Source organism: Dyella sedimenti, from assembly GCF_022760995.1.
Lineage (GTDB): Bacteria > Pseudomonadota > Gammaproteobacteria > Xanthomonadales > Rhodanobacteraceae > Dyella > Dyella sedimenti.
Map to the genome: position 1 here is coordinate 1,033,604 of NZ_JAKWJO010000001.1, position 12,957 is coordinate 1,046,560.

At 66.1% G+C, this 12,957-nt stretch carries 13 protein-coding genes and 1 tRNA gene; 4 read left to right on the forward strand and 10 right to left on the reverse strand.

The annotated features are described in order from the left end of the window. Window positions 1-132: 132 nt before the first annotated feature. From MJ605_RS04670 to MJ605_RS04680, 3 genes are read right to left on the reverse strand one after another with little or no spacing between them, the layout of a single operon-like run. Window positions 133-891 (reverse strand): aspartyl/asparaginyl beta-hydroxylase domain-containing protein, encoded by a 759-nt coding sequence (locus MJ605_RS04670; RefSeq protein WP_243039875.1) that lies wholly within the window; start codon window positions 889-891, stop codon window positions 133-135. Then, a complete protein-coding gene (locus MJ605_RS04675) occupies window positions 888-1,652 on the reverse strand; it encodes a nucleoside/nucleotide kinase family protein (protein ID WP_243039876.1) in 765 nt (254 codons plus the stop codon). The genes MJ605_RS04670 and MJ605_RS04675 overlap by 4 nt, the downstream gene beginning before the upstream one ends. Further along, window positions 1,649-2,365, reverse strand: a complete 717-nt coding sequence (locus tag MJ605_RS04680; protein WP_243039877.1) for a nucleoside/nucleotide kinase family protein — start codon at window positions 2,363-2,365, stop codon at window positions 1,649-1,651. Before MJ605_RS04680 ends, MJ605_RS04675 begins: the two co-directional genes overlap by 4 nt. Before the next feature lie 146 nt (window positions 2,366-2,511). On the opposite strand from MJ605_RS04680, the gene MJ605_RS04685 reads away from it, so the two are divergent. Next, the gene (locus MJ605_RS04685; protein WP_243039878.1) at window positions 2,512-3,240 is read left to right on the forward strand and encodes a nucleoside/nucleotide kinase family protein; all 729 of its coding nucleotides are present in this window, start codon (window positions 2,512-2,514) and stop codon (window positions 3,238-3,240) included. 133 nt (window positions 3,241-3,373) lie between these two features. Here the strand turns inward: MJ605_RS04685 and MJ605_RS04690 are convergent. Further along, a tRNA-Leu gene (locus tag MJ605_RS04690) sits at window positions 3,374-3,458 on the reverse strand. Between the two features lie 134 nt (window positions 3,459-3,592). Between MJ605_RS04690 and rnr the strand changes: the two genes are divergently transcribed. Genes rnr through MJ605_RS04705 form a run of 3 tightly spaced genes read left to right on the forward strand, consistent with a single transcriptional unit; the run spans window position 3,593 to window position 7,181 of the window. Next, window positions 3,593-6,145, forward strand: coding sequence for a ribonuclease R (rnr, locus tag MJ605_RS04695; RefSeq protein WP_425600965.1), 2,553 nt, complete (start codon window positions 3,593-3,595; stop codon window positions 6,143-6,145). 2 nt (window positions 6,146-6,147) lie between these two features. Next, window positions 6,148-6,894, forward strand: coding sequence for a 23S rRNA (guanosine(2251)-2'-O)-methyltransferase RlmB (gene rlmB / locus MJ605_RS04700; protein WP_243039879.1), 747 nt, complete (start codon window positions 6,148-6,150; stop codon window positions 6,892-6,894). After that, the gene (locus MJ605_RS04705; protein WP_243039880.1) at window positions 6,891-7,181 is read left to right on the forward strand and encodes a CBU_0592 family membrane protein; all 291 of its coding nucleotides are present in this window, start codon (window positions 6,891-6,893) and stop codon (window positions 7,179-7,181) included. Before rlmB ends, MJ605_RS04705 begins: the two co-directional genes overlap by 4 nt. Before the next feature lie 141 nt (window positions 7,182-7,322). Here the strand turns inward: MJ605_RS04705 and phoU are convergent, their stop codons facing one another. The 6 genes from phoU to rnt all read right to left on the reverse strand — a co-directional run bounded on the left by phoU (window position 7,323) and on the right by rnt (window position 12,925). Further along, complete coding sequence (gene phoU, locus MJ605_RS04710; protein ID WP_243039881.1) at window positions 7,323-8,054, reverse strand: phosphate signaling complex protein PhoU; 732 nt, start codon at window positions 8,052-8,054, stop codon at window positions 7,323-7,325. Window positions 8,055-8,147: 93 nt separating this feature from the next. Further along, window positions 8,148-8,963 (reverse strand): phosphate ABC transporter ATP-binding protein PstB, encoded by an 816-nt coding sequence (gene pstB / locus MJ605_RS04715; RefSeq protein ID WP_243039882.1) that lies wholly within the window; start codon window positions 8,961-8,963, stop codon window positions 8,148-8,150. Next, a complete protein-coding gene (gene pstA / locus MJ605_RS04720; RefSeq protein ID WP_243039883.1) occupies window positions 8,956-9,831 on the reverse strand; it encodes a phosphate ABC transporter permease PstA in 876 nt (291 codons plus the stop codon). Before pstA ends, pstB begins: the two co-directional genes overlap by 8 nt. Next, complete coding sequence (gene pstC, locus MJ605_RS04725) at window positions 9,831-10,853, reverse strand: phosphate ABC transporter permease subunit PstC (RefSeq protein WP_243039884.1); 1,023 nt, start codon at window positions 10,851-10,853, stop codon at window positions 9,831-9,833. The genes pstA and pstC overlap by 1 nt, the downstream gene beginning before the upstream one ends. 193 nt (window positions 10,854-11,046) lie before the next feature. Further along, window positions 11,047-12,078, reverse strand: coding sequence for a phosphate ABC transporter substrate-binding protein PstS (gene pstS / locus MJ605_RS04730; protein ID WP_279237434.1), 1,032 nt, complete (start codon window positions 12,076-12,078; stop codon window positions 11,047-11,049). Window positions 12,079-12,265: 187 nt separating this feature from the next. Further along, a complete protein-coding gene (gene rnt, locus MJ605_RS04735; RefSeq protein ID WP_243039886.1) occupies window positions 12,266-12,925 on the reverse strand; it encodes a ribonuclease T in 660 nt (219 codons plus the stop codon). Window positions 12,926-12,957: the final 32 nt, after the last annotated feature.

Genomic DNA, 12,957 nt, shown 5'->3' on the forward strand with positions numbered 1-12,957 from the left:
CGTAGTGTTGCAAGGCCATTACTGAACCTAATGGTACCTTAATTAGCGGCTTTGTTAAGAATCTACTTAGATTTTCGTAAGCCTTCGCGCCTGAATTTGTAAATTTTCAGTTAAGCAAGCACGGGCTAGCAGTTACTTGCGGGCATGATCCTGGTTCCACTTCGCCATGTTCCTGAGGGGCTGCCTGACGTAAGGGCTGATTTGGATTAGTTTCAGAATCAAGCGGTTAAAGGCAGTCCCGAGTCGATCCGAGGGACGCTCGATATCGATGAACAGCACCGCGCGGAGTTCGTCCGTGTCGTTGTGAACTTCATGTTCATAGCTGTCGTCAAAAAGCACCACTTTGCCTTCACGCCAGTGAAGGATCTGGTCGTCGACCCGGATCCAGACGTTTTCCCAGTCCTGCGGCACCCGCAGGCCCAGGTGGGCACGAATCACGGCCTTGGTCGGTCCCTTGTGCGGATCAATGCGATAGCGCGGTTTCAGGATGGAAAACATGGCGCTGCGCATGCCGGGCAGGGTATCCAGCACGGCCGCGGTTTTCGGGCAGACCGCGCAGTTCTCATCCACCCGCTGGCCATAGACATAGAAACCGAAGGTCTTCCAGTTATCGCCCTTGGAAATACGCTTCTGGTCGGGCGAGATCTGATGGAACGCCGGGATGTCCTCCGGATGCTCGAGCAGGTGGTCGAGTTCCTGGCGGATCTCGGGCCAGGCGGCTTCGAGGCGCGGCACCCAATCGAACGTGTCGTTCGGGAGCACCGGCGTGGTGGCCACCATGGAGTGCTTCGCCTGGAAATGGCCGCTCCAGCGCAGGAAATGCTTGCCGGAGCGAATGAGCAAGCGACGCCACAGCGGCGCTTGGGGAGCGTTCGAAAGGGTTGTGTTCACGTCGCCTCGGATACCTGGGCTGGGTTTTCAAGGATGGATGCAAGGGCGGGCACCGCGGCCGCCACGGCGTGCAGCGCCTTCTCCAGTACGTCGGGGTACGGTGCGCGGGTATCCAGGTCGAACACCGGGGCGCCGTTGTAGCGAAGACGCGCCATCACCGCGATCTTGTCGCTCAGCTCCGCGCGGCTGTGGTCGGGCTTGCGCGCATGCGCCGTCGCCAGATCGATGTCGAGCTTGATGACGAGTGCCGGCCGGTAGCGCGCCATGCGCTTGTACAGACGCTGCTCGCGCTCCGCCAGCTTGCGCACCAGCCAATGGTTGCTGCGTTCGAGGCCCAGGCCCGGGCCGTCGTAGCGAAAGCCGTTGACCTCGGCCTGCGGGAAACGGTCGGTAATGACCAGCGTGCCGCTTTCGGCGAGCCGGCAAACCTTAAGCAGATGCGCTTCGCGCCACACCGAGAGGCCATACATGATGAGCGCGCCCCACATGCCGGGCGCCTTGTTGCGCATGTCCTGCGCGTGCGCGGCCTTGGCCGCCAGGCGCTTTTCAAGGCGCGGGCCGATCAACGGCAGTTCCTTGATCTTGGCGCCGCTCTCCCCGGAGACGAGCCCCAGGTAGCGGCGTTCCGTGGGCGTGTGTTTGCCCAGGATCCGCGCGAGGTCATGGGTGAGCGTGGATTTGCCGGTGCCGTCGCAACCCACGACGGCGATCAGGCCGGGGATCGGCGGAAGCGGGGCTTCGTCGTGTGCATCGATGCTCATGCCTTCACCGACTCCAGCGCCTGATGGATGGCGCGCAGCGATGCTTCCAGGACGGAGCCGGCATCGTCACGGCCATCGAGATCCACGATGCGGGCGCCGTTGAAGGTCAACAGCGGAATATTGGCGATCTTGGCGCGCAGCGACGAGAGCTTGTGATCGGGCTTGCGTACATGCGCGGTCGCCTCATCGACGTTGAGCCGTATCACGATCATCGGCACGCCCGAAGCCATCCATGCATAGAGCTTCTGCTCGCGGGCGCGCAACCAGCGGACCCACCATGAACCCCCTTGGGTCTTGGCCAGTTCCGGGCCATCGAACAGGAAGCCGGGGATTTCCGACTGAGGGTAGCGGTCGGTCACCACCAGCGTGCCCGCACGGCACAGCCGCAGCATGCGCCGGTACTTATGGGCCCGCCAACGGGAGAGCAGGTAGATCGCCAGCGCCGTGACACCACCGGGTGCCTGCTTGGGGCGATCGTGCACCTGGTCGGATTTCCGGGTCAGGTATCGCCCGAGGGGCGGCCCTATCAGGGGCAGGTCGCGTACCCAGTCGCCGATGCGTCCGGAGGACTGGCCGAGGTATAGCTGCTGGACGGAGCCCAGGTCGCGAAGCCGGGCGACAAGTGATTCGGCCAAGGTGGATTTGCCCGATCCATCGCAGCCGGTCAAGGCGATAACCGGCAGGAGCGGGAGGCGATTGGGATGTTCGGACACGTAGGAGCCCACCGGGCGCGGAGTTGCAGACAACTATTTATGGTATGCCCGCGCGGTCACATGCGTCTACGAGGCCTTGCCGGGACCGCGCCCGGCATGCGCTGCTATCCTTTTCGGCCGATGCTTCCCCTGGATACGGAAATTGCATGCCCGCCCAACCCAACACCCTGGCTCCCCTGATCGCGATCATCGGCACGGATGGCTCGGGCAAATCGACAGTGTGTGATCACGTCGCCAGTTGGATTACCCGCTACGGCCCCGCGGGCCGCGTGCATCTCGGCAAGCAGTCGGGCAACGTCGCGCGCGCCATGGCGCGTTGGCCGCTCATCGGCCCGCTGCTCGATCGCGCGATCAAGCGCAAGGTCGATGGCGTCAACGACCGCATCGAGGCCGACCTCCAGCCGAAGCTGTTCCCCGCGCTGGTGATGAGCGCGTTCACCCTGCGCCGCAAGCGTCGCTTCAAGCGTATGCTCGCGCTTCGCCGCCAGGGACTCATCGTCGTTACCGATCGCTACCCGCAGGTGGAAATTCCTGGCGCATACGATGGCCCCGGTTTTCCCGAGACCTCGCAGGGATCGCGGCTGGTGGTGCGCTTGGCGCGGTACGAGCACGCGGTGTTCGAGTGGATGGCCAGCCATCGTCCCGATCTGGTACTGCGCTTGAACGTCGATCTCGATACCGCATGCGCGCGCAAGCCCGATCATCGCCGCGAGGCGCTCGCCAGGAAGATCGCGGTGACGCCGCAGCTTCGCTATAGCGGCGCGCCGATCGTCGAGATCGACGCCAACCAGCCGCTTGATGTCGTGATCGCGAATGTCGAGGCGGCTGTCGCCAAGACCATGGCCGAGCGCGGATACACGCCGGTTGGCTCGTAGCGCTGGGGCGTGCGTGGCAACGCGATGTGGCGCTGGTGAAACGTCTCGCTCTCGGAGCCGCGCACGCGTACCAGGCACCGATCCAATCCCCGGAAACGACAAAGCCCGCATCGCTGCGGGCTTCGTCTACAATTGGTGCCCAGGAGAGGACTCGAACCTCCACGGTTTTACCCGCTAGTACCTGAAACTAGTGCGTCTACCAATTCCGCCACCTGGGCAGGTGTCACGCTGTGCTTTGTCGGCTGCGTGAGCCGCGTAGATTAGGCATGTGTCGGCGGATTGTCAACTATTCTTTCACCCCATCTTACGGACCGCGGCATCCGCGGTGCCGATCCGACGAAAAGGCAAGGAAGTGACCAAAACAAAAGAACCACGCAAGCGCCGACAGGACGCCAAGTCCGGGCCTGCCGCGCCGAAACCGGCGAAGGGCGCCGCCCGCGTCAAGCGCTCGGCGCTCGATCCATCGCGCGCCCCGGCGGGGCGGGTGGACGATCCGCATGCCGAGCGCGAGGCGCAACGCTATGAGCGGCCGATTCCGAGCCGAGAGGCGATCCTTGCCTTGCTTGAGCAACGCGGCGAGCTGCTGACCGAGGCGCGCATCGCCGAGGCGATGTCGCTCCATGACGAATACGAACTCAATGCTCTGCGCAAGCGCCTGGGTGCGATGGTGCGCGACGGCCAGTTGCTGCTGGGTCGTCGCGGCGGCTACGCGCCGGCCAGCAAGCTCGACCTGATCCCAGGCATCGTGCTGGCCAACGCCGAGGGCTATGGTTTTCTGCGGCCGGACGACGGCGGCGACGACCTCTACCTTTCCCCGCAGCAGATGCGCACGGTGCTGCACGGCGACCGCGTGCTGGCCAGCGTGGTCGGTATCGACCGGCGCGGCCGCAAGCAGGGCGCCATCGTCGAAGTGCTGCAGCGCCGCTCGCCGCGCCTGGTGGGACGCGTGGTGCTGGAGAATGGCGTGATGCTGGTGGCGCCGGACGACCGACGCCTGCACCAGGACGTGATGATCCTGCCGGGACACGACATGGGCGCGCGTTCCGGCCAGATCGTGGTGGCGGAAATCACCGACCCGCCGACGCCGCACCGTGGCCCTCTGGGCGCGATCCGCGCGGTGCTGGGCGAGCGCCTGCAACCCTCGCTGCTGGTGGAGATGGCGATCGCCAGCTACGACCTGCCGCACGAGTGGCCCGACGCGGTGACGCGCGAGGCCGCGCAGGTCGAGCCCCAGGTGACCGCCGCCGAGCGCGAGGGCCGGGTGGACCTGCGCGCGCTGCCGCTGGTGACCATCGACGGTGCCGACGCCCGCGACTTCGACGACGCCGTCTATGCCGAACCCCGGCGAGGCGGCGGCTACCGCCTGGTGGTGGCCATCGCCGACGTATCGCACTACGTGAAGGTGGGATCCGCGCTGGACAAGGAAGCCTACGAGCGCAGCACCTCCACCTATTTCCCCGGCTTCGTGGTGCCGATGCTGCCGGAGACGCTGTCCAACGGCATCTGCTCGCTCAATCCCAAGGTCGAGCGCCTGTGCATGGTCTGCGACATGACGGTCGACGCGCAGGGCGAGGTGACCCGCTCGAAGTTCTACGACGCGGTGATGCGTTCGCACGCGCGGCTCACCTACGACCGCGTGTGGCAGGCCATCGGCCTGAACGATGCCGACGCGCGGCACGAGCTGGCCGACGTGCTGCCACAGCTGGAGCACCTGCACGGGCTCTACAGGCTGATGGCGGCGCAGCGCAAGCGCCGTGGGGCGATCGACTTCGAGACGCCCGAGGTGAAGTTCCGCCTCGACCAGCGCGGCGAAGTGGAGTCGATGGGCGCCACCGAGCGCAACGACGCACACAAGCTGATCGAGGAATGCATGATCGCGGCCAACGTGCAGGCGGCGCTGTTCCTGGAAAAGAAGAAGATCCCCGCGCTGTTCCGTGCCCACGAGCCGCCGCCGGCCGAGAAATACGAGGACCTGCAGCAGTTCCTGCGCGAGTTCAAGCTGCGCATGCCGTCGGTGGAGGAAGTGAAGCCCGGCGACTTCGCCAAGGTGCTTAAGCAGGTGCAGGACCGGCCCGAGCGCGAGCTGATCCAGTCCGTGCTGCTGCGTTCACAGAGCATGGCTGCCTACCAGCCGGACAACCGCGGCCACTTCGGCCTGGCGCTGGAGGCCTACGCGCATTTCACCTCGCCGATCCGTCGCTACCCGGACCTGCTGGTGCATCGTGCGATCCGCTATGCGATCGCCGGCGGCAAGCCTTCCGCCTATACCTACAGCGCGGCCGAGATGGCGGCGATGGCCGTGCACTGCTCGCAGCGCGAGCGCCGTGCGGAAGAGGCCGAGCGCGACGTGGACGAGCGCTTCAAGTGCGCATGGATGTCCAAGCACGTCGGCAGCGAGTTCGACGGTACCGTCACCGGCGTCACCTCGTTCGGCCTGTTCGTGGAGCTGGACGAGTCGAAGGTCTCGGGCCTGGTGCACATCAGCCAGCTCTCCAACGACTACTACCATTTCGATCCGGTGCGGCACCTGCTCAAGGGCGAGCGCAGCGGCGCCCAGTTCCGCCTGGGCGACCATGTGCGGGTACAGGTGCTGCGCGCCTCGCTGGAGGACCGCAAGATCGATTTCCGCCTGGTGGCGCCGCGCAAGGAGAAGGCCGCCGAGCCGCCGCGCAGCGAACGCCGCTACGATTACGCCGCCTCGGGCGAACGCTATTCGCTGCCCGCGCACAAGGCGACGTCGCGCCCCGCGGCGGGCGATAATGCCGGCCCGGCGCCGTCGCGCAAGGCCGGCGGCGGCATGTTCGCCAAGGCCAAGGCGGCGGCCAAGGGCAAGTTCAAGGCGGCGAAGGCCGCCGTCTCCAAGGCAACCTCCAAGGCTCGCAAGGGCGGCAAGAAGAAAGGCTAGCAATGAGTGAGAGCTGGATCGTCGGGATCAACCCGGTCGAGGGCGCGCTGAGCAACGATGCGTCGCGCGTGCGCGAGGTGCTGGTGGAGCAGGGCCAGCGCAACGCACGCGTGCAGGAGTTGGCCACGCGCGCCAAGGCCCTGAACATCCCGGTGCATCACCGGCCACGCGAGCAACTGGACCGCCTGGCCGGCGAGGCGCGCCACCAGGGCGTGGCGGCACGCTACGAGGCGCCGCCGATGGGCGGCGAGAACGATCTCCCGGGCCTGCTCGAGAAGGCGGGGCAGGAGGCGCTGGTGCTGGTGCTCGACGGCGTCACCGATCCGCACAACCTGGGTGCCTGCCTGCGCAGCGCGGCGGCGGCCAGGGTCACCGCGGTGGTCGTGCCGAAGGACCGCGCGGTGGGTCTCACCCCGGTAGTGCGCCGCGCCTCGGCGGGCGGCGCCGACCGCGTGCCGCTGATCGCCGCCACCAACCTGGCGCGCGCCCTGCGTACGCTGAAGGATGCGGGCGTATGGATCACCGGCCTGGCCGGCGATACGGATACGAGCGTGTACGGCATCGACCTGCGCGGTCCGGTGGCGCTGGTGCTGGGCAGCGAGGGCGAGGGCATGCGCCGCCTCACCCGCGAGACCTGCGATTTCGTGGCCAAGATCCCGATGCCCGGCGCGATGGAGAGCCTCAACGTCTCCGTCGCCACCGGCATCGTCCTGTTCGAGGCCCTGCGGCAAAGGAGCGAAAAGCGATGACCTTCCAATGGCACGACTGGGCCGGCTACATCGGCGTGGCGCTGGTACTGCTGGCGTTCCTGCTGCTGCAGGCCCACAAGCTGCACGGCAACGGGCTGGTTTACCAGCTGATGAACGTGCTGGGCGCGCTGGGCGTGGCGTTGTCGCTGGTGTTCGGCGCGACGCAGATGAACTGGCCGGCTTTCCTGATGCAGCTCGCCTGGATCGTCATCGGCGTGTACGGCATCGCGCATTCGACCCGCGCGCGGCGCGAGGCGCGGGAGCTGGGCGGGAAGATCACGTCCTGAGGGTACGTGCGGCCAGGTGGCCTTGCCCGTGGACATGGGGGTGGGAGCGCACCTCGTGCGCGACTGCGGCGGCATATGGTCGCTGCGTCGTCAGGTTGTCGCGCACGGGGTGCGCTCCCACAGAAAAACCGGCTGCTTTGCTCAGTCCTTGTGGCCGAGCTTGGTTGGCTCCGGGTTGGAGGTGAAGTCGCGCTTGGCGCGTTGGGCGTTCAGCGGCTCGCCATTGACCTGGTACCACACGCTTTCGGCGATGTTGGTGGCGTGGTCGCCGATGCGCTCGATGTTCTTGGCCATGAACAGCAGGTGCGTGCATGGCGTGATGTTGCGCGGGTCTTCCATCATGTAGGTGAGCAGCTGGCGGAAGTAGCCGGTATAGGCCTCGTCCAGCTCGGCGTCGTCCTTCCATACCTGGTAGGCGCGCTCGGGGTCGCGGTCGCGGTAGGCGATCAGCACGTCGCGCATTTCCTGCGCCGCCAGCTCGGCCAGGTAGCCCAGGCCGCTGGTCGGGGCGATCGGCGCCACCATGGAAAGCGGGATCGAGCGCTTGGCCACGTTGGCGGCGTAGTCGCCAACGCGCTCGATGTCGGCGGCGATACGCAGCGCGGCGAACACGTTGCGCAGGTCGCTGGCGATGGGCGCGCGCAGCGCCAGCAGGCGCACCACGTCGTGGCTGATTTCCTGTTCGAGCTGGTCGATGGCGTCGTCGTTGTTGACCACATGCTGGGCAGCGCGCTCGTCGCGACGGTCGATCACGTCGATGGCCGCTTCCAGCTGGCCCACCGCGAGCTCGCCCATGCGGACGATCTCGCCGGTGAGGCGCGTCAGCTCGTCGTCGTAGCTCTTGATGATGTGTTCTTTGCTGCTGCCGGTCATAAGCGTTCTCGGGAATAGAGAATAGGGGATCGGGAACAGGTCTGGCGGCGGGTTTTGCTATTCCCGATTCACCATTCCCTATTCCCTGCTCGATCAGCCAAAGCGACCCGTGATGTAGTCCTCGGTCTGCTTCTTGCTCGGCTTGGTGAAGATCTGTTCGGTGCGGTCGAATTCGATCAGTTCGCCCAGGTACATGAAGGCGGTAAGGTCGGAACAGCGGGCCGCCTGCTGCATGTTGTGGGTGACGATGACGATGGTGTATTCGCTCTTGAGTTCTTCCACCAGTTGCTCGATGCGGCCGGTGGCGATCGGGTCCAGCGCCGAGGTGGGCTCGTCCAGCAGCAGTACTTCGGGCTTGAGGGCGATGCCGCGGGCGATGCACAGGCGCTGCTGCTGGCCGCCGGAGAGGCCGAGCGCGCTCTGCTTGAGCTTGTCCTTCACCTCGTCCCACAGGGCGGCGCTGCGCAGCGCCTGCTCCACGCGGATCTCCATGTCGGCGCGTGACAGCTTCTCGTGGTGGCGGATGCCGTAGGCCACGTTCTCGAAGATGGTCATCGGAAACGGCACCGGCTTCTGGAACACCATGCCCACCTTGCTGCGCAGGCGATTCATCGAGTAGCCGGGATCGAGGATGTTCTCGCCGTCCAGCACGATCTCGCCCTTGGCCTCCAGCTTCGGGTAGATTGCGTAGATGCGGTTGAAGATGCGCAACAGGGTGGACTTGCCGCAGCCGGAAGGGCCGATGATGGCTGTCACCTTCTTTTCCGGGATGTCCATGTTGATGCCTTTCAGCGCATGGTATCCGTTGTAGTAGAAGTGCAGGTCGCGCACCTTCAGCTTGGTCGGCGCGATCGGCGCGGGCGTGGCCGCGGATTGCGGATGGATGCCGGCGGCAGCGGACTCAGTCATGGGACACCTTGTTGCGGGAAAGGACCAGGCGAGAAGCGAGGCTCAGCAGCAGTACGAACATGGTGAGCACGAACGCACCCGCCCAGGCGATGGCATGCAGGCCCTCGCCGGGATCGTTGGCGTACTGGTAGATCACCTGGGGCAGGCTGGACATCTTGTCCATCGGGTTGAAGGTCAGGTAGTTGTTGCCGAACGCGGTGAACAGCAGCGGCGCGGTCTCGCCGCTGATGCGCGCCAGCGCCAGCAGCACGCCGGTGATGATGCCCGAGCGGGCGGCGCGGATCAGGATCTGCAGGGTGAGCTTCCACTGCGGGATGCCCAGCGACAGCGCCGCCTCGCGCAGGGTGGAGGGCACCAGGCGCAGCATTTCGTCGGAGGTGCGCACGATCACCGGCAGCGCGATCAGCGCCAGCGCCACGCCGCCGGCCCAGCCGGAGAAGGTGGTGGAACCGTTGGTGAGCGTGGTCGATGGCAGCACGACGATGGTGTAGACGAACAGGCCCAGCACGATCGACGGCGCCGACAGCAGGATGTCGTTGAGGAAGCGGATCGATTCGCCCAGCTTGGTGCCGCTGGCGTATTCGGCCAGCCAGGTGCCGGCCAGCACGCCGATCGGCGTGGCGATGACGATGCCGATCAGGTCGATGATGAAGCTGCCCACCATGGCGTTGAGCAGGCCGCCGTCCTCGCCATAGGCGGTGATCTTGGTGAACAGCTGCAGGTGCAGCGCACTGATGCCCTGGCGCAGCGTTTCCCACAGGATCCAGGCCAGGAACACCAGGCCGATCACGGTGGCCAGGGTGCTCATCGCCAGCGCGATGGCGTTGACGACGCGGCGGCGCGTATAGAGCAGCGAGTCGGCGGCCATCAGCGACCCTCCTTGTGGGCCATCTGGCGCAGCATCCAGCGGGCGATCAGCAGCACGATGAAGGTCACCACGAACAGCAGGAAGGCCAGGGCCATCAGCGTCGATTTCTGCAGGCCCGCGGCCTCGCTGAACTGGTTGGCGATGGTGGAGGCGATCGAGGCGCCCGGATCCAGGAGGGAGGGCGACAGCTTCATTGCGTTGCCCAGCACGAAGGTCACCGCCATCGTCTCGCCCAGCGCGCGGCCCAGGCCGAGGAAGATGCCGCCTATCACCGCCGATCGGGTGTAGGGCAGCACGATGTCCCAGGACACTTCCCAGGTGCTGGAGCCCAGCGCATAGGCCGACTCCTTCAGGCGCGAGGGAACGGTCTGGAACACCTCGCGCATCACCGAGGAGATGAATGGGACGATCATCACCGCCAGCACGATGCCCGCGGTGAGTATGCTGGCGCCGAACGGATAGTCGCTGCCGAACAGCTTGCCCACGAAGGGCACGTGCGCGGCCACCCACGACAGCTTGCCGTCGTCCGGCTTGTCGCCCAGGTAGCTGGTCAGCCAGGGCTTGATGTGGTCGGCGAAGAAGGGCGCGAAGATGAACAGGCCCCACATGCCGTAGATGATCGAGGGGATGCCGGCCAGCAGTTCGATGGCCGAGGCCACCGGCGTGCGCAGCCAGGCGGGTGCCACCTCGGAGAGGTAGATGGCGATGCCGAAGCTCACCGGCACGGCGATAATCAGCGCGATCAGCGAGGTGGCGATGGTGCCGTAGACGGGCACGAGGGCGCCGTAGGTATCGGTGCCGGGATCCCATTCGGCGCTGAACAGGAAATGCCAGCCGAAGGTGCCGAAGGCGTGGCGGCCGCCCCACAGGGTGGCGCCGGCGGCGCCCAGCAGGCAGGCCAGCACGAGCAGGGCGCAGCCCTTGAGCAGCCAGGAGAACAGGCGGTCCTGCCGTGCGTCGCGCTGCGCGCGTGCTTCCTGTGCCTGGGACGCGGCGGCGACGGCGCCTACATTCGCTTGCATGTGCGGAGGATTCCTCGGCAGTCAGGCGGACCCGGCCGGCGCGAAGGCCGTTCCGGTCCGTGGACGATGCGCCGGATCGCGGCGCCTTTCAACAACAGGCCGCCCGAGGTGAGTCGGGCGGCCGTTGTCGTGCGGTCAAGCGCTCAGGGTAAGTCTTGCCGGTTGCCGTTGCATGACCGGCGAGACGATGGCCTCAGTGCTTGTACTCGGTGCTCCAGTAAGCCTCGATCTTCTTGACCAGGCTGTCCGGCAAGGCGACGTAGTCGAGCGAGGCGGCGTCCTTCTGGCCGTTCTCGAGCGCCCACTTGAAGAACTCGAAGGCCACCTTGGTGTGCTCGGCATTCTTCGGGGACTTGTACATCACCACCCAGGTGGTGGCGGTGATCGGCCACGCCTGCGCGCCAGGGGCGTTGGTCATGATGACGTTGAAGTCCTTGGCGCTGCCCCAGTCGGCGGTGGCGGCGGCGGCGGCGAAGGCCTCGGCGCTCGGCGCGATGACCTGGCCGGCGGCGTTCTTCAGGTCCACCCAGCTGATCTTGTTCTTCACGGCATAGGCGTACTCGACGTAGCCGATCGAGCCGCTGATCTGCTTGACGTACTGCGACACGCCCTCGTTGCCCTTGCCGCCCACGCCGGTCGGCCAGTCGACGGCGGTGCCGAACTTCACCTTGGTCGCCCACTCGTTGCTGACCTTGGAGAGGTAGTTGGTGAAGTTGAACGAGGTGCCCGAGCCGTCCGAGCGGTGCACGACCGTGATCTTCTTGGCCGGCAGGTTCGCGCCGGCGTTGAGCGCGGCGATTTTCGGGTCGTTCCACTGGGTGATCTTGCCCAGGAAGATGTCGGCGAGGGTGGCGCCGTCAAGCTTGATCTGGCCGGCCTCGACGCCCGGGATGTTGACCACCGGCACGATGCCGCCCACCACGACCGGGAACTGGCCCAGGCCGAACTGCGCGAGGTCCTCGGCCTTCACCGGCGCGTCGGTGGCGCCGAAGTCGATGGTGCCTTCCTTGATCTGGGCCACGCCGGCGCCCGAGCCGACGGACTGGTAGTTGAGCTTGTTGCCGGTCTTTTCGGCGTAGCCCGCGGACCACTTCGAGAGCACCGGGTAGACGAAGCTCGAGCCGGCGCCGGTGATATCGGTGGCGTGCGCAGCCACGCCGAACAGCGATGCCGCGGCGAACACGGCGGTGGTGCCGATGCGGGACAGATACTTGGTTGAGGTCAACACGGTGGCTCCTTAAGCGTAGGGTCTCGGGGGATTCCCGCCCGCTGTTATTTCATGCGTGCCGTGTTGCAATGAAATGAGCCCAATGTTTCAGGCATATGACAATTCGCCATGTGCTGTCATAGAGCGCTGATAAAGAAGGGATTAAGCGAGGTGGCCGATCCGTGCCCAGGATGGCCCCGCGCCTTTACAGGGACTCAACGCCGAGCTGTTCGCGTTCGAGCACTTCGAGCCGGCGCCAGCGGTTGACGATGGTGCAGAACAGCTCGGCGGTGCGCTCGGCATCATAGATAGCGGAGTGCGCCTCGCGCGTGTCGAAGGGCAGGCCCGCCGCCTGCACGGCCTTGCTGAGCACCGTCTGGCCATAGGCCAGGCCGCTGAGCGTGGCGGTGTCGAAGCAGCTGAAGGGGTGGAACGGGTTGCGCTTGTGGCCCGTGCGCCGTACGGCGGCATTGAGAAAGCCCAGGTCGAATGCGGCATTGTGGCCGACCAGGATGGCACGCTGGCAATCCATGTCGCGCATCGCATCGCGGATCGGCTTGAACACGTGGTCCAGCGCCAGGCGTTCGTCCAGGGCGCCGCGCAGGGGGTTGTCGGGATCGATACCGGTGATTTCCAGCGCGCGCGGATCGATGTTGGCGCCCGGGAACGGCTGCACGTGGGCCGAGACGGCGGGCAGGGGCTGCAGGTAGCCCTCGGGCGTCATGGTCGGGATGACGGCGGCGATTTCCAGCAGCGCATCGCGCTCGGCGTCGAAACCGCCGGTTTCCACATCCACGATCACCGGCAGGAAGCCGCGGAAACGCTCGGCCATGCGGCCGGCCATGCTGTTGCAGAGGTTATCCATTCGCTAAGCATATCAGCCGTGGGCGGCGGCCC

Coding starts and splice junctions, on each gene's coding strand:
- MJ605_RS04675 (WP_243039876.1), bottom strand. CDS start 1,652: ATGAGCATCGATGCACACGACGAAGCCCCGCTTCCGCCGATCCCCGGC.
- MJ605_RS04685 (WP_243039878.1), top strand. CDS start 2,512: ATGCCCGCCCAACCCAACACCCTGGCTCCCCTGATCGCGATCATCGGC.
- rlmB (WP_243039879.1), top strand. CDS start 6,148: ATGAGTGAGAGCTGGATCGTCGGGATCAACCCGGTCGAGGGCGCGCTG.
- MJ605_RS04705 (WP_243039880.1), top strand. CDS start 6,891: ATGACCTTCCAATGGCACGACTGGGCCGGCTACATCGGCGTGGCGCTG.
- phoU (WP_243039881.1), bottom strand. CDS start 8,054: ATGACCGGCAGCAGCAAAGAACACATCATCAAGAGCTACGACGACGAG.
- pstB (WP_243039882.1), bottom strand. CDS start 8,963: ATGACTGAGTCCGCTGCCGCCGGCATCCATCCGCAATCCGCGGCCACG.
- pstA (WP_243039883.1), bottom strand. CDS start 9,831: ATGGCCGCCGACTCGCTGCTCTATACGCGCCGCCGCGTCGTCAACGCC.
- pstC (WP_243039884.1), bottom strand. CDS start 10,853: ATGCAAGCGAATGTAGGCGCCGTCGCCGCCGCGTCCCAGGCACAGGAA.
- rnt (WP_243039886.1), bottom strand. CDS start 12,925: ATGGATAACCTCTGCAACAGCATGGCCGGCCGCATGGCCGAGCGTTTC.